Source organism: Cyanobium sp. Lug-B (assembly GCF_024345635.1).
In the GTDB taxonomy this organism is placed as follows: Bacteria; Cyanobacteriota; Cyanobacteriia; order PCC-6307; family Cyanobiaceae; genus Cyanobium; species Cyanobium minutissimum.
Genome location: NZ_JAGQBM010000073.1, coordinates 1 through 15,119, shown reverse-complemented (window position 1 = coordinate 15,119; position 15,119 = coordinate 1). Strand labels below are relative to the sequence as shown.

Here is a 15,119-nt window from a genome sequence, read left to right as displayed (position 1 = left end):
GGGGGGCCGGGGGTGCGGCCGGCCCCGCCAGCAGGGGGTGGGGGGCCGGCCGGGGGCGGCGCAGCAGCCCCGTCACCCGCACCCCCCAGCCCTCCCGCAGCTCCGGACAGGTGGCGAAGCCCAGCTCGCTGCGGCCCCCCGCCGTCTGCAGCAGCACCCGGCAGGGACCCGGACTCGACGCCGCTGCCGCCGGCCCCGCCGCCACCGGGTCGGCCAGCAGACGGCCCTGCAGGATCACCGGTTGCGGCCCATCGCCACCGGCGAGCAGCCGCAGCGGATCGGCCGGTCCGGGCCGGAGCGGCCGCAGCTGGGCCTGGACCAGCACCACGGTCAGCAGCAGCAGCGGCAGCAGGGGGGAGCGGAGCATGCTCCAGGGTTCCCGCCGGCGGCCGCCGGCCCCCGGCGCCATCGACACCGGTGGCAACACCACGGGACAATCCCCTCGGCGGATCCCGGCGATCGGTGATGCAGCGGCAGAGATTCACGTGGCGGCCGTTGACCCTTGGACGGCAGATCGCCCTGCTGGCGCTGCTGTTCTGCCTCGGCCTTGGTCTTGGTCCTGGTCCTGGTCTTGGGACAGGGCTGGGGCTGGCCCTCGATCCGTCGAGTCCAGCCTGGGCCGGCGAGGGAGGCGCCACGGCGGCGGCCGCGCAGGGCTGCGCGACCACCCCTCTCTTCATCGGCCTCGATGGCCGCCGCGACCTGGAGATCCGCCGGGCCCCCGCCGCCCAGCGGCTCGACGACTACGTGCGCCGCGCCAATGCCCGCCTGCTGGAACTCGCCCAGGATCACACCGTCCAGCCGGGCCAGCTCGTGGTGCAGGACGAGGCCCCCTTCTCCCTGGTGGGCGTCAGGGAGCAGGACGGTCGTTTCTCGCCCGAACTGGCCGTGGGCGATCGCGCGGCGGCCTGCTTCGGGTTGACGCGGCAACAGCTGGCCGTGCGCTACCGGGACGGCATGCGGCGGGCGATCACCAGCTACCGGGGCCGTCACACCCTCGCGTCCTGGTTGAGGGGAACGGCCCTGGCGGCGCTGGTGCTGGGGTTCTACATCCTCTGGCTGCGGGTTCAGGGGGAGCTCAACAGGCGGGTCGAGCGGTACTTCGCCGAACGTCCCCGCTTCGTCATGCAGGAGCTCAGTCGCCTGGGCCTGGGCGGGTTCGTCGAGCTGGACCATGTGCGACAGCTCATGCAGTGGCTGCGCCAGGTGGTGCACTGGTCGCTGGTGCTGGTGATCAGCTACCTGCTGATTCCCCTGCTGCTGGGTTTCTTCCCACCCACCGAAGCCATCGCCGAAGGTCTGCGGGGACAGATCAGGACGGTGGTGCTGGGTTTCCTGGGCGGCATCGTGCAGGCTATCCCCAATCTCGTCTCGATCGGGGTGATCCTGGTCATCACCGTGCTGGCGATCCGGGCCAGCCAGTCCTGGTTCCGGGCCATCGACCACGGCCGGATCCGGTTGCCCGGCTTCTACCAGGAGTGGGCCCTGCCGACGGCCCGGCTGGTGGCGATCCTGCTCTGCCTGGCCGGCCTGGCGGCGGCCTTCCCGTACATCCCCGGCTCCGGCAGCAAGGTGTTCCAGGGGGCCGGACTGTTCATCGGCGCCCTGGCCGCCCTGGGCTCCAGCGCCATCGCCAGCAACATCATCAGCGGACTGATGCTCATCTACACCCGGGCGTTCCGGGAGGGCGACCGGGTGGAGATCAACGGGGTGGTGGGGGTGGTGCAGGACCGGGCCCTGCTGGTGACCCGCCTGCAGACGCCGCGCAACGAACTGGTGAGCATTCCCAATGCCAGCGTGATCGGCGCCTCGGTGGTGAACTACAGCTTCTCCCGCCGGGAGATCAGCCAGCCGGTGGCGATCGCCACCACGATCACCATCGGCTACGACGTCCCCTGGCGCCAGGTGCAGGAGCTGATGCTGGCGGCGGCGCGGAGCGTGCCGGGCATCACCGACGAGATCGAGCCGTTCGTGCTCCAGACCTCCCTCAACGACTTCCACATCAGCTACGAGCTCAATGCCTTCGTGCGCGAGCCGGGCACCTACCGCCAGACCCTCTCGGAGGTTCTGGCGGCGCTTCAGGATCAGTTCGCCGCCGCCGATGTGGAGATCCTCTCCCCCGGCTACCACGCCATCCGCAACGGCAACCGGAGCACCGTGCCGAAGAGCGGCTGACGGATCCGGCCGGTACGGTCAGCCGGAGGGGGCCAGCTGGCGCTGCTGCCAGCGCAGGAACAGGGTGGTCACGATCACGGTGATCAGCACATAGGCGAGCAGGCCGGGGATCAGGCCCGCCAGCCCCTTGCCGTAGGAAAGGGCGAGCTGGGCCGCCAGTCCGGTGTTGCGCATGCCCGTCACCAGAGCCACGGTGCGCCGTTCCAGCGGGTCGGGTCCGGCCAGGGCGTAGCCGATCGCCAGGCTGAGCGCGCTGAGGACAGCCATCCCCGCCAGACCCACCAGGTTCTGCTGCAGGAAGGGCAGCAGCTGCCGGCCACTGAGCAGCAGCAGGGCCACCAGCATCACGATCAGCAGCACGGTGGCCAGGGCCCCGAGGGCCCGACTGCAGCGGCTTGCCAGCCCAGGCTGCCACTGTCCCAGCAGCACCCCGGCGACCACCGGCAGCACCTGCACCTTCAGCACCTGGCCCGCCACCTGGCCCGGACTGATCCCCCAGCCGGCCACCTCCCAGCCCCGCAGGCCGGCGGCGGCGCGGAAGATCACCTCCATCAGCGGAACCGTGACGATCGCCAGCAGCGCCGCGCCGATCTGCAGCCGGGCGGCCAGCTCGGCGGTGCCGCCACTGCTGCGCACCCGGAACAGGATCAGGGGGGCGCTGGGGCAGGCCAGCATCAGGGCCATCGCCACCCAGGCGGGCCGGCTCAGCTGGCCATGGAGGGGCAGCAGCACCAGGGCCAGCCCGGCCAGGGGCACCAGCACGCCGGTGCCGAGCAGCACCCGCCAGAGGAAGGCGGGGCGATCCCGGAGCAGCAGGAATGGATACGGCTTCAGCCCCAGGCCCAGGCTGAACATCAATGTGACGATCGTGGTCGTGGCCAGAACGCCGGCGGCTTCGCGCATGGGAATCAACCGAGAGGGGAACCCATCACCAGCAGCACAAAGGCGAAGACACCGATGAGAGTGAGGGCCATCGCCGTGATGGTGCTGATCGAACGCTGATCGGCATAGAGAAAGTCGTCGCGCCGGATCAGCTTGAGCGTGCGCAGGTGCTGGCGGGTCGCCGCGGCCATCGCCAGGATGCCGACCAGCACGAAACCAATCGACACCAGCCGCACGCTCAGGCCGGCATGGGCACTGCGGTCAAAGCGGCTGCTGTTGATGGCGCCGATGATCTTGTCGAGCCCGAAGCCGAAGCTGATCAGTGAGAGACAGGTGCGGATCCAGGCCATCAACGTGCGCTCAGCGGCCGCCCGGTTGCGCTCCTTGGCCAGTTCGTTGTTGAGGTTGGCCATCTAGGGCGAAAGGGATTCGGTGGTGGAACGCAGCTCACGCTGCTGGCGCTGGGCCTCCTCGAGCTTCATCTCCAGCTCCACTTCCCGGCCCAGGAAGACGTTGAGGAAGGTGCGGATCACGGCGATGACACCCAGCTGGATCAGGTTCTGGTTGGAGGGGGCGGTGGTGGTGGCGACGATGTCGGCGGCCAGCTGGAACTCCAGGGCCATCGACAGCCAGCTGCCGAAGGTGAGGCGGAGGCCGTTGAAGCGCCGGCTGATGGGTTCGCGGCGGTGGCGGCCGGGGCCCAGCCTCTGGCGCACGGCCTGGAGCAGGGTGGCCGCGAAGCCCAGCGCCACGCACACCAGCGAGACGCCCTCGAGCACGAAGCGCAGGCCGACGGCGAACCGATCGAGCCACTCCACCAGGGGAAGGGCCGGCATGGATCAGCTCCTCACGACGCAGCGGAAGCCCATGTGGCAGGTGGAGGTGTCGACGCCCTGGGCCATGCGCGCCGCGGGCCGGTAGCGGCGGCAGTAGCTGGGGGCGCACAGAAAGGAGCCACCCTTCACCACCTTGCGCGGCTGGTGACCGTGCTGGGAGCCCGGATCGATGCTGGCCTCCCGCTCCGCCCCGCGGGGGCTGTCGATGGTGCAGCAGCCGCCGGCCCCCTTGTGCGCCAGCACGGCGGCCGCATGGCCGCCGTACCAGTCGTCGGTCCACTCCCAGACGTTGCCGATCATGTCGAACAGGCCGTAGCCGTTCGGCGGGAAGGCCCCCACCGGGGAGGTGCGCTCCCAGCCGTCGAGGAGGCTGTTGTGGTGCGGGAAATCCCCCTGGAAGGTGTTGGCCATGGGCCGGCCGCCGGGGTGGAGCTCATCCCCCCAGGCGAACTCCCCCCCCTCCCGGCCGCCACGGGCGGCCCGTTCCCACTCGGCCTCGCTGGGCAGCTGCTTGCCGGCCCAGGCGGCGTAGGCCGCCGCGTCCCCATGGGCCACGTGCACCACGGGGTGGTGCTCCCGGGTCCGGATGGAACTGCCGGGGCCCTCGGGATGGCGCCAGCTGGCCCCCGGCCGGTACTGCCACCAGCGATAGGGATCGCCGGTGCCGATGGGCCCGGGCGGCGGCACGAACACGATCGAAGCCGGCGCCAGCCGTTCCGGCAGGGCTCCCGGATAGTCGGCCGGATCGGCCGGCCGTTCCGCCAGGGTGATGTGCCCCGTGGCCTTCACGAACTTCTGGAACTGGGCGTTGGTGACCGGGGTGCGGTCGATCCAGAAGCCCCCCAGCGTCACCCGATGGGCCGGGGCCTCCTCCGGGTAGTGGTGGTCGGAGCCCATCGCGAAGCTGCCCGGGGGAATCCAGACCATGTCCCGTGCCGGCGGGCGTCCCGGCCGGGGGGCCGGGGCGGATCGCGTCGGGGAGGGGGGGCGCTCCGGGGTCATGGCGGGGGCGGCGGCGGCGAGCCCCTCAGTGGCCGCCGCTGGCGGCGGCGGTCATCTTCTCGATCACATCCTCCAGGGAGAAGCTGGCCGCCTTCTGGCGAGGCGGAAAGTCCTGGAACGTGGCCAGGAACCGACCCGCGATCACCTGGGCGGGCACCAGGGCGAAGGCATGGTCGAGCATCCAGTCCCAGTAGGTGTTGGAGGTGATGTCGGCCCGCTCGTAGGGATCGGTGAGCAGGTTGAAGATCTTGGGCACCCGCAGCGGCGTGAAGGGCTCGGCCCAGACCTGCAGCGTGCCGGTGGCGCGCTGCTCCATGAACACAAACTTCCAGTTGTCGTAGCGCAGGCCGGTGAGGTCGCCGTCGTCGGAGAAATAGAAGAATTCCACCCGGGGGCTCCTGTCGCTCTGGCCGGTCCAGTAGTCGAGCATGTTGTAGCCATCCAGGTGGATCCGGAAGGTCTTGGAGCCCACCGTGTGGCCCTCCAGCAGCTTCTCCTTGATCTGTGGCTCCCCAGCGGCGGCCAGCAGGGTGGGCAGCCAGTCGAGATGGCTGACGATGCCCGTGTAGAGGGTGCCGGGGGCGATCTTGCCGGGCCAGCGCACCAGGGCCGGCACCCGGTAGGCCCCTTCCCAGTTGGAGTTCTTCTCGTTTCGGAACGGGGTCATGCCGGCATCGGGCCAGCTGTTCATGTGGGGCCCGTTGTCGGTGCTGTACATCACGATCGTGTCATCGGCGATGCCCAGATCATCGAGCAGGTCGAGCATTTCGCCGATGCAGTTGTCGTGATAAATCATCACGTCGTGGTACTCCGACTGCCAGCGCCCCGCCTGGCCGATGTCCTGGGGACGGGCATGGGTGCGGAAGTGCATGTGGGTGGTGTTGAACCACACGAAGAAGGGCTCTCCGGAAGCGACGGCGTCACGGATGAAGCGCTTGGCCTCGGCGAGGAACTCCTCATCGCAGTTCTGCATCCGCTTCTTGGTGAGCGGGCCGGTGTTCTCGATGCGCTGGGTGCCATCACCGTTGGCCCAGGTGTGCAGCACACCGCGGGGGCCGAAGTTCTTCTGGAAATCGGGAAAGTCTTCCGGCTTGGGATAGTCGGGCAGCTCCGGCTCCTCCTCGGCGTTGAGGTGATACAGGTTGCCGAAGAACTCATCGAAACCGTGCATCGTCGGCAGATGCTCGTCGCGGTCGCCGAAGTGGTTCTTGCCGAACTGGCCGGTGCGGTAGCCCAGCGGCTGCAGCAGCTCGGCAATGGTGGGATCCTCGGCGCGGTAACCGAGCTCGGCGCCCGGCAGCCCCACCTTGCTGAGGCCGGTGCGGAACACGCTCTGGCCGGAGATGAAGGCCGCCCGGCCGGCGGTGCAGCTCTGCTCGGCGTAGTAATGGATGAAGCGGCCGCCCTCGCTGGCGACCCGGTCGATGTTGGGGGTCTGGTACCCCATCAGACCGTCGCTGTAGCAGCTGAGGTTGCTCTGGCCGATGTCATCGCCCCAGAGGATGAGGATGTTGGGCTGGCCGTTGGGCATGGCGGGGAACACCCGGCGGGTGAGGGAGTGGGGTAGGAAGAGGGTTCTGGGACCCCTTGTCACGTGACGGTCGCCACGGATCCGGAGGACACGCCCCCAAAGGATGCACAGAGCCGAACGATCCGAACACTCAGAAAGTGCGGTTCCACTGCTCCCTTCTCCCGTTCCATCCAGGACATCGCCCGCTTGGAGAGGGTGCTCAACCCCCTGCTGCCCGTGCAGCTCACCCAGCTCGCCGGAGGTCTGCTGAGCAGTGAGCTCCTGGCGATCGACCTGGGTGCGCTCCAGGTCCTGCGGCTGCACTTCGATCGCCCCCTGCACGGGGGTGGGGCCAAACCCGCCGGCCGCCAGCTGATCGCCCTCGACCTGGAGGAGACCCCGGGCCGCCCCGTGATCCGCTCCCACGGCCTGGAGCTGCCGGCCACGGCGTTCTTCGGCCTGGCCGCAGGCGGTGAGATCCACCTCACCACCCCCGAGCGCTGCACCCTGGCGGTGCTCAGCCTGGAGCGGGACCGGTTCCTGCAGTGGGCCCGGGAGCTGGGCGGGCCCGGGCTGGAGGAGCCACTGGAGGGTGTCAACTGGGAGGCGATCGATCCGCTGCGCTTCCAGGGGGTGAGGGCCAGCCTGCGCCGGATCTTCCGCCTGGCCGAGCGGTCGCCGGGCCTGCTGGCGGATCCGGCGATCCGCCGGCGGCTGGGCGGGGATCTGGTGCCCCTGCTGGTGGAGGCCCTGGTGCACCGCACCGGCCATGGCGAGCGGCTGGCCCGGCCGCCGGCCCGGATCGAGCTGGTGAAGGCCGCCCAGGCCTGGATGACGGAGCATCCCCAGGAACCGATCAGCCTTGATGGGCTCTGCCGCCAGGTGGCGGCCGGTCGGCGCAGCCTGCTGCAGGGGTTCCGGGAGCACCTGGGGATGGGTCCGATGGCCTACCTCAAGGTCCGTCGCCTGCACGGCGTGCGGCAGGCCCTGCTGGCGGCCGATCCCCAGGCCACCACGATCGCCGAGCTGGCCGCTGCGTGGGGATTCATGAACGCGGGGCACTTCGCCCGCGATTACCGCAGCCTGTTCGGCGAACATCCCCGCACCAGCCACCGGACCTGAGCGTCCTGACCAACCATCCCCACCCCATGAACGCGCGCACGCCCCGCCCGCTGCACGTCCTGGCCGGCCTGGCCCTGGTGCTGCCGGCCCTGGGGCCCTCGGCCAGCCTGGCCGACCCGGCCCGGGGCCGGGCGCCGGAGGTCCCCTGGATCGGCCAGGAGCTGCGCCTGCCGCCACCGGCCCCGGCGGTGCCGCCGGAGTTGGCGGCCGCGCCAGAAACAGCCCCGGCGGAGACGGTGCCCGACCCCGCCTGGAGCGGCACCCTCGAGCTCTACGGCTTCGCACCGCTGCGCACCACCGGTTTCACCACGATCCGCGGACGGCAGGCCGACGTCGACCTGGGGCTGGGGCAGATCCTGGATGCCCTGCGCTTCAACGCCTCCGCCCGCGGCAGCATCGAGAAGGGCCGGCTGGGGCTCCAGGCCGATCTCTGGTATGTGAGCCTGGCCGACCAGACGGGACGTCTGGACCTGCCCAGCCGTCAGTTCCTGGGCGCGAGCGCCAGCGTGGGGCAGCAGCTGGGCATCTACGATCTCGCCCTGCGCTACCGGTTCGGCGAGCAGGAATCGGCCCTCGGCCGGCCAGGCGCTGTGACGGTGATTCCCTATGCGGGGGTGCGGCTGATCTCCGGCCAGCTGAGTCTGGCGGCCGGCGTCGAGGGGCCCTTCGGACGAACCCTGCTGGAGCCCACCCGCGACTTCCGGCGCACCTGGGTGCAGCCGCTGGTGGGCACCCAGGCCACGGTGTTCCTGTCGCCGCGGCTGCGGGCCTTCGCCCGCGGCGACATCGGCGGCTTCGGCCTGGCCGGCCAGCAGGACCTCAGCGGCAACGCCCAGGTGGGCCTGGGCTACGCCATCGGTGACAACACCGACCTGAACCTGTCCTGGCGCCTGATGGGCCTGACCTGGGACAACGGCGGCGACCCTGCCAACGCCTTTGCCACCTACCAGAACGGCATCGAGGTGGGCGTGAAGGTCTTCTTCGGCGGCGCCCCCAAGGGCCGGGCGGTGGCCGCCGCGCCGGCCAGCCAGGCCACGCCGCCGACACCCTGATCAGAGGAGCCCGGGCCTTCAGAAGCTCGGCAGCTTGAGCATCAGCTCACAGAGCTGGGGGCTGGGCAGCTCCTGACCCACCAGCGGAGCGACCAGGGCCGCCAGGGGCCGCAGCCGGCAGGGCCAGATGGCCCGCTCGGTGAGGCGGCCGGCCTGGAAGGCGCCCAGCACCAGCACCGCCACCAGCAGGGTGCGCTTCACGCCGGCGGGGCGTCCAGCAGGGGGAAGCCCAGGGCGCGGCGCTCCTCCAGCCAGGCTTCGGCCACCTGCCGCGCCAGGTGGCGGATGCGGCCGATGGTGGCGGTGCGCTCGGTCACCGAGATCACGCCGCGGGCCTCCAGCAGGTTGAAGGTGTGGCTGCACTTCAGCACGTGGTCGAGGGCCGGGGCCGGCAGCCCGGCCGCCACCAGATCGGCGGCCTCGGCCTCATGCAGGGCGAACAGCTGCAGCAGGCGTTCGGGGTTGGAGGCCTCGAAGTTGTAGGTGCACTGCCCCTTCTCGAACGGCAGCCAGATGTCGCCGTAGCTGCGCTCGCCGTTCCAGCGCAGGTCCCAGATGCTCTCCACATCCTGGAGGTACATCGCCAGCCGCTCCAGGCCGTAGGTGATCTCGATCGACACCGGCCGGCAGTCGAGGCCGCCGCACTGCTGGAAGTAGGTGAACTGGGTCACCTCCATGCCGTCGAGCCACACCTCCCAGCCCACGCCCCAGGCCCCGAGGGTCGGGGACTCCCAGTTGTCCTCCACGAAGCGGATGTCGTGGTCGGCGGCGTGGATGCCCAGGGTTTCGAGGGAGGCCAGGTAGGTCTCCTGGATGGCGTCCGGCGAGGGCTTGATCAGCACCTGGTACTGGAAGTAGTGCTGGGCCCGGTTGGGGTTGTCGCCGTAGCGGCCGTCGGTGGGGCGCCGGCAGGGCTCGGGGTAGGCCACCGCCCAGGGCTCCGGGCCGATCGCCCGCAGCACGGTGTGGGGGCTCATGGTGCCGGCGCCCTTTTCCGTGTCGTAGGGCTGCAGGATCAGGCAACCCTGGTCGGCCCAGAACCGGTTGAGGCTGGCGATGATGTCCTGGAAGAGCATGGTGCGCCGGTCGGGTACGGGCCAGGACGGCAGGGAAGACGGCTTGATGCTGCCAGATCGGTGATCAGCGATCAGGGCGGCCAGGCCGCCGCAGGGGCCCTCAGGCCTGCAGCTCCAGCAACCCCATCAGGCCGCCGGCCAGGGGACGGTGGCGGGCCCCGGCGAAGCCGGCGGCATGGGCCAGTTCCTCCTGGGCCGCTCCGGTGGGGAAGCGGGCCAGGCTCTCCTCCAGCCAGGCGTACTGCTCTGGCAGGCCCACGGCGCGGGCGGCGGGCACCACCAGGCGGCGCAGGTAGAAGCGCTGGAAAGCCGCCTGGGCTGAAGCGGGGTCGGGCCGGTTGAAATCCAGCACCGCCGCCCGCCCGCCGGGCCGCAGCAGGCGCCGCAGCTCCACCAGGCCCGCGGCGGGATCGGCCAGGTTGCGCAGGCCGTAGGCCATCACCGCCCCGTCCGCCCAGCCATCGGCCAGGCCGGTGGCCAGGGCATCGCCTTGCCGCCACTCCAGGGGCAGCCAGGGCTGGAGCGCCGCCCGGTGCTCGGCGATGGCCAGCGGGGCGGCGGCCGCATCCAGGCCCAGCACCTGCCCGCCGGGCCTGACCCGGGAGGCCAGCAGCAGGGCCAGGTCGCCGGTGCCGCAGCAGAGGTCGAGCAGGCGCTGGCCGGGGCGGGGGCGCAGCCAGAGCAGGGCCTGTCGCTTCCAGAGCCGGTGCAGCCCCAGGCTGAGCAGATCGTTCAGCTGGTCGTAACGGGGCGCGATGGTGTCGAACAGATCGCTGATCTGCCGGGGATCAACGGTGGCCAAAACGGAGCGGAACGGGGGACGGCGGAATCGGGCCTCAGCCCTCGCCCTGCAGGGTCAGGGAGTCGTCCCAGGGCAGCACGATCGCATCCAGGCTGACGCCGGAGAGCTCCGGCTCGGGGGCCGCCAGACCACGGGCCTCCAGCCGCACCGGGCTGGTGAAGGTGAGCACCATCACGGTGGCCAGGCCCACCGCCGCCGAGCAGACCATGCAGCCGGCGAGCATCAGGGAGAACTCGCGGCGGTCGGTGGCGGCCTGCATCAGCTGGAGCGCCCAGGCCACCAGCGCGATCACAACCACCACCACCACGAGCGCGATCACGGTGACCAGGGGCGTCGGCAGCAGCAGGAAGGCGTTCACCGATGCACCACGAACCACGAACGTTTCCCAATGTTACGGCGAGTGAAGCAAGCGGTGCGATCGCCGCGGCCCCGGGCTGCTCAACCCGCCGCCAGGCTCGTCAGCAGGGGCCGCAGCGGCAGGCCGCGGCGCAGCAGGTCGGTCTTGATCTCCTCGACGGTGAGCACCCCGTCATGGAGCAGGGAGGCCAGCAGGGCGGCCGAGGCGCCGGCGACCTCAAGGGCCTCGGCGATGTGGTCGATGCAGCCGGCACCTCCGGAGGCGATCACCGGCACCTCCACCGCCTCGACCACCGCCCGGGTCAGGGCGAGATCGTATCCCGCCTGGGTGCCGTCGCCGTCCATGGAGGTGAGCAGGATCTCCCCGGCCCCGAGCGCCACCACCCGACGGGCCCAGGCCACCGCATCGAGGCCGGTGTTCTCCCGCCCCCCCTTCACGAACACATCCCAGCCGGGGGCTTCCCCGTCGGGGCAAGGCCGGCGGCGGGCATCAATGGCCACCACGATGCACTGGCAGCCGAAGCGGTCGGCGCCGGCCGTCACCAGCTCGGGGGTGCGGACCGCCGAGGAATTGAGACTCACCTTGTCGGCGCCGGCCCGCAGCAGCTCGGTGATGCCCTCGACGCTGACGATGCCGCCACCCACCGTGAAGGGGATCGTCACCGCCTCGGCGGTGCGGCGCACCATGTCGACGAGGGTGGCGCGGCCCTGGTGGCTGGCGGCGATGTCGAGGAAGACGAGCTCGTCGGCACCGGAAGCGCTGTAGCGACAGGCCAGTTCCACCGGGTCGCCGGCGTCGCGCAGCCCGACGAAATTCACCCCCTTCACCACCCTGCCGTCGGCCACGTCGAGACAGGGGATGATCCGCTTGGCTACCACGGGTTCGCTGTTAGGGTTGCGCGACTTTCTAATCGCGCCGGACATGGCCCAGGCTGGCATCACCATCGGTTCGAAGGTGCGGGTCACCCGCGTGCGCGATCGGATTCCGGCCGATCTGGTGGCCGCCCTCAAGGCCGATGCCACCGGCACGGTGAAGGATTTCCGTGTCACCGACGGCACCGGGATCGGTGTGGTGGTGGAGCTCAGCGGCGGCACCACCACCTGGTTCTTCGACGACGAGATCACCCCTGCCTGAGACGGCCCAACCCATGAGCCAGAGCCCCGAACCCAGCGCCGGCTCCCCAGGCGTCTCCGGTGGCGCCCGTCAGCTGCTCGGGATGAAGGGTGCCGCCGGCACCTCCAACATCTGGAAGATCCGGCTGCAGCTGATGAAGCCCGTCACCTGGATTCCCCTCATCTGGGGAGTCATCTGCGGCGCGGCAGCCTCCGGGAATTTCCACTGGACCCTGCCTGAAGTGGGGGCCTCCGTGGCCTGCATGCTGATGAGCGGTCCGCTGCTGGCCGGCTACACCCAGACCATCAACGACTACTACGACCGCGAGATCGACGCGATCAACGAGCCCTACCGGCCGATCCCGTCCGGGGCCATTCCCCTGGGCCAGGTGCGTCTCCAAATCGTGGTGCTACTGCTTGCCGGGCTGGCCGTGGCCTGGGGTCTGGATGTCTGGGCGGGCCACAGCACCCCGGTGCTGCTGCTGCTGGCCCTGGGCGGCTCGTTCGTGAGCTACATCTATTCGGCGCCACCGCTGAAGCTCAAGCAGAACGGCTGGCTCGGCAACTACGCCCTCGGCGCCAGCTACATCGCCCTGCCCTGGTGGGCCGGCCAGGCCCTGTTCGGCCAGCTCACCTGGACCACGGCCCTGCTCACCCTGGCCTACAGCCTGGCGGGGCTCGGCATCGCCGTCGTCAACGACTTCAAGAGCGTCGAAGGGGACAGGGCCCTGGGGCTGCAATCGCTGCCAGTGGTGTTCGGCGTCCAGCGGGCCAGCTGGATCAGCGCCGGCATGATCGACCTTTTTCAGCTGGCGATGGTGGCGGTGCTGATCGCCATCGGCCAGCACTTCGCCGCCGTGCTCCTGGTGCTGCTGATCATCCCCCAGATCACCTTCCAGGACATCTGGCTGCTGCGTGATCCCGTCGCCTTCGATGTGAAGTACCAGGCCAGCGCCCAGCCGTTCCTCGTGCTGGGGATGCTTGTCACCGCCTTGGCGATCGGCCACAGTGACCTCACCCCTATCGCTGCGCTGACGGCACCGCTGCCATGACCAGGGTGGGCCTGTCCACGGCCACCACCGGCCCGCGGCAGCCCGGTGAGCCTCCGCCCAGCCGCCCATCCCGACGCTCCGGCTGGCGCCTGCTCGCCCCGGCCGTCGCGGCCACCGCCGTGGGCGGGCTCGTTGCCCTGGGGCAGACGACCGTGGTGCGCGCCCTCGACGGGATGCTGCCCGATGCGGCCCGCATCACCAGCTTCAACCGGCCGGGGACGATCACGATCCTCTCCTCCGACGGCCAGGTGGTGCTCAAGAAGGGGCCGGCCACCCGGGAGAAACTGCCCGCCGGCAAGATGCCGCTGCTGATCCAGCGCGCCTTCGTGGCCGCCGAGGACCGGCGCTTCTACCAGCACGACGGCATCGACCTGTTCGGCATCAGCCGCGCCGTGCTGCGCAACGTCCAGCAGGGGGCCGTGGAGGAGGGCGCCAGCACGATCACCCAGCAACTGGCGCGCACCGTGTTCCTGAGCCAGGACCGCACGATCATGCGGAAGCTCAAGGAAGCGGCCTTGGCCGGAAAGATCGAGCGCCAGCTGAGCAAGGACCAGATCCTCGAGCAGTACCTCAACTACGTGTACCTGGGCTCCAGCGCCTACGGGGTCTCCGATGCGGCCTGGATCTACTTCTCCAAGCGTCCCGACCAGCTCACCCTGCCGGAGGCCGCCCTGATCGCCGGCCTGCCGCCGGCCCCTTCGGTGTATTCGCCGCTGGTGAATCCGGAGGTGGCGCTGCGGCGACGCTCGATCGTGCTGCAGCGCATGCGGGAGGCGGGCTTCATCGACGATGAACAGCTGCAGCGGGCCGACGCCGCCCCCCTGGCGCTGAAGCCGGCGGAACCGAAGTTCTTCTTCAACCCGGCTCCCTGGTACACCAGCTGGCTGGAGCAGGAACTGCCCAAGGTGCTCAGCAAGGAGCAGCTGGAGGTGGGCGGGCTGACGATCCGCAGCGGCCTGAATGCGGCCTGGCAGGCGGAGGCCCAGAAAACGATCGACTCCTACGCCACCGGCAGCATGGAGGGGGCCCTGGTGGCCATGGAACCCGGCACCGGGCTGGTGCGGGCGATGGTGGGCGGCAAGGACTGGGAGAAGACCCAGTTCAACCGGGCCTCCCAGGCGCTGCGTTCCCCGGGCTCCACCTTCAAGCTGTTCGTCTACCTGACGGCCCTCAAGCTGGGGATGAAGCCGGAGGACACGGTGCTGGATTCGGCCCGCTGCTTCGGCAGCTACTGCCCCAAGAACTTCGGCAACCGCTACATGGGCCGGGTGAGCCTGGCCACGGCCCTGCAGAACTCCCTCAACATCGTGGCGGTGGGGCTGCTGCAGAAACTGGGCTACGACCCGGTGATCGCCACCGCCAAGAGCCTCGGCATCCACCGGGAACTGGGCCGCTACCTGTCGATGGCGATCGGGGCCAACGAGCAGACGGTGCTCGACATGACCGCCGCCTATGCGGCGCTGGTGAACCGTGGCGTGTACATCCAGCCGCTGGCCTTCGAGGAGATCTACGGGCCGGAGGGGGAACTGCTGTGGTCTCGCCGGGCCAACGGCCCCCGCGGCACCCGGGCGGTGAGCAGCGACATCGCCGACGCGATGGTCTGGATGCTGCAGCAGGTGGTGCGGGGCGGCACCGGCGGCGGCGCCGCCCTGGCCGACCGGGCGGTGGCCGGCAAGACGGGCACCTCCGAGGGGGGTCGGGACCTCTGGTTCATCGGCTCCATCCCCCAGCTCACCACCGGGGTCTGGCTGGGGTACGACAACAACCGGGAGACGGGCACCACCAGCGTGCTGGCCACCTACGCCTGGCGGACCTTCATGGAACCGGTCACCAAGGGGATGCCGGTGAAGGCGTTCCCCCCCAAGCCGACACTCACCGGCACCTTCAAACCGGTGCCGGGCAAGCGGACCACCGAGCGCGATGCCCGGCCCCAGGACAGCGGCAGCCGCGAAACCCCGAGCTGGCAGGCGCCGGATCAGGAGCCCAGCCGCATCACCCCCCCCGACCGGGAGCCCCCCACCGAGCAGCCGCCCTCCCAGGCCGATCCGACCCAGACGGCACCCCCGAACAATCCCGTCGCCGCCCCCCGCTCCCGCGATGCGGCCATTCCCCCGCCCCCACCGCCGGAACCCGCCGCCCC

The 15,119-nt window shown here is 70.5% G+C and carries 16 protein-coding genes and 1 pseudogene; 6 read left to right on the top strand and 11 right to left on the bottom strand.

Translation table 11 applies throughout. From position 1 onward, the window contains the following. Nucleotides 1-367 (bottom strand): annotated as a pseudogene (locus tag KBY81_RS14430) (competence protein ComEC); the annotation flags it as partial. A gap of 128 nt (nt 368-495) precedes the next feature. On the opposite strand from KBY81_RS14430, the gene KBY81_RS14425 reads away from it, so the two are divergent. Further along, the gene (locus KBY81_RS14425; protein ID WP_254976856.1) at nt 496-2,175 is read left to right on the top strand and encodes a mechanosensitive ion channel domain-containing protein; all 1,680 of its coding nucleotides are present in this window, start codon (nt 496-498) and stop codon (nt 2,173-2,175) included. 18 nt (nt 2,176-2,193) lie between these two features. Here the strand turns inward: KBY81_RS14425 and KBY81_RS14420 are convergent, their stop codons facing one another. From KBY81_RS14420 to KBY81_RS14400, 5 genes are all read right to left on the bottom strand, one after another. Beyond that, nucleotides 2,194-3,078 carry a bile acid:sodium symporter family protein gene (locus KBY81_RS14420; RefSeq protein WP_254973696.1) on the bottom strand — a complete coding sequence of 295 codons (885 nt, stop codon included), beginning with the start codon at nt 3,076-3,078 and terminating at the stop codon, nt 2,194-2,196. Nucleotides 3,079-3,083: 5 nt separating this feature from the next. After that, nucleotides 3,084-3,470: a YidH family protein gene (locus KBY81_RS14415; RefSeq protein WP_015108993.1), complete on the bottom strand. Its 387-nt coding sequence runs from the start codon at nt 3,468-3,470 to the stop codon at nt 3,084-3,086. Beyond that, nucleotides 3,471-3,893, bottom strand: coding sequence for a DUF1622 domain-containing protein (locus tag KBY81_RS14410; RefSeq protein WP_254973699.1), 423 nt, complete (start codon nt 3,891-3,893; stop codon nt 3,471-3,473). Nucleotides 3,894-3,896: 3 nt separating this feature from the next. Continuing rightward, nucleotides 3,897-4,820 carry a formylglycine-generating enzyme family protein gene (locus KBY81_RS14405; protein WP_254976855.1) on the bottom strand — a complete coding sequence of 308 codons (924 nt, stop codon included), beginning with the start codon at nt 4,818-4,820 and terminating at the stop codon, nt 3,897-3,899. A 100-nt stretch (nt 4,821-4,920) separates the two neighbouring features. After that, a complete protein-coding gene (locus tag KBY81_RS14400) occupies nt 4,921-6,426 on the bottom strand; it encodes an arylsulfatase (RefSeq protein WP_254976854.1) in 1,506 nt (501 codons plus the stop codon). Nucleotides 6,427-6,621: 195 nt separating this feature from the next. On the opposite strand from KBY81_RS14400, the gene KBY81_RS14395 reads away from it, so the two are divergent. Together KBY81_RS14395 and KBY81_RS14390 are read left to right on the top strand one after the other, a co-directional pair. Beyond that, entirely contained in the window at nt 6,622-7,527 is a 906-nt protein-coding gene (locus KBY81_RS14395) for a helix-turn-helix domain-containing protein (RefSeq protein ID WP_254976857.1), read from the top strand. Nucleotides 7,528-7,553: 26 nt separating this feature from the next. Next, nucleotides 7,554-8,579: a hypothetical protein gene (locus KBY81_RS14390; protein ID WP_254976853.1), complete on the top strand. Its 1,026-nt coding sequence runs from the start codon at nt 7,554-7,556 to the stop codon at nt 8,577-8,579. Nucleotides 8,580-8,597: 18 nt separating this feature from the next. Here KBY81_RS14390 and KBY81_RS14385 read toward each other — a convergent pair whose 3' ends face one another. From KBY81_RS14385 to hisF, 5 genes are all read right to left on the bottom strand, one after another. Continuing rightward, nucleotides 8,598-8,780, bottom strand: coding sequence for a hypothetical protein (locus KBY81_RS14385; RefSeq protein ID WP_106220573.1), 183 nt, complete (start codon nt 8,778-8,780; stop codon nt 8,598-8,600). Next, nucleotides 8,777-9,655, bottom strand: a complete 879-nt coding sequence (glyQ, locus tag KBY81_RS14380) for a glycine--tRNA ligase subunit alpha (RefSeq protein WP_106220572.1) — start codon at nt 9,653-9,655, stop codon at nt 8,777-8,779. Before glyQ ends, KBY81_RS14385 begins: the two co-directional genes overlap by 4 nt. 100 nt (nt 9,656-9,755) lie before the next feature. Further along, nucleotides 9,756-10,457 (bottom strand): bifunctional demethylmenaquinone methyltransferase/2-methoxy-6-polyprenyl-1,4-benzoquinol methylase UbiE, encoded by a 702-nt coding sequence (gene ubiE / locus KBY81_RS14375; protein WP_106220571.1) that lies wholly within the window; start codon nt 10,455-10,457, stop codon nt 9,756-9,758. 34 nt (nt 10,458-10,491) lie between these two features. Continuing rightward, complete coding sequence (locus tag KBY81_RS14370; protein ID WP_015109002.1) at nt 10,492-10,815, bottom strand: hypothetical protein; 324 nt, start codon at nt 10,813-10,815, stop codon at nt 10,492-10,494. An 80-nt stretch (nt 10,816-10,895) separates the two neighbouring features. Further along, nucleotides 10,896-11,693 (bottom strand): imidazole glycerol phosphate synthase subunit HisF, encoded by a 798-nt coding sequence (gene hisF, locus KBY81_RS14365; protein ID WP_106220569.1) that lies wholly within the window; start codon nt 11,691-11,693, stop codon nt 10,896-10,898. Nucleotides 11,694-11,736: 43 nt separating this feature from the next. Here hisF and KBY81_RS14360 point away from each other — a divergent pair, with 43 nt between their 5' ends. The 3 genes from KBY81_RS14360 to KBY81_RS14350 all read left to right on the top strand — a co-directional run. Then, entirely contained in the window at nt 11,737-11,949 is a 213-nt protein-coding gene (locus tag KBY81_RS14360) for a DUF2862 domain-containing protein (protein ID WP_015109004.1), read from the top strand. Between the two features lie 13 nt (nt 11,950-11,962). After that, a complete protein-coding gene (gene chlG, locus KBY81_RS14355) occupies nt 11,963-12,979 on the top strand; it encodes a chlorophyll synthase ChlG (protein ID WP_106220568.1) in 1,017 nt (338 codons plus the stop codon). Next, nucleotides 12,976-15,119, top strand: a 2,144-nt coding sequence (locus tag KBY81_RS14350; protein ID WP_254976852.1) for a transglycosylase domain-containing protein, incomplete at its 3' end; no start/stop codon positions are given. The genes chlG and KBY81_RS14350, both read left to right, overlap by 4 nt.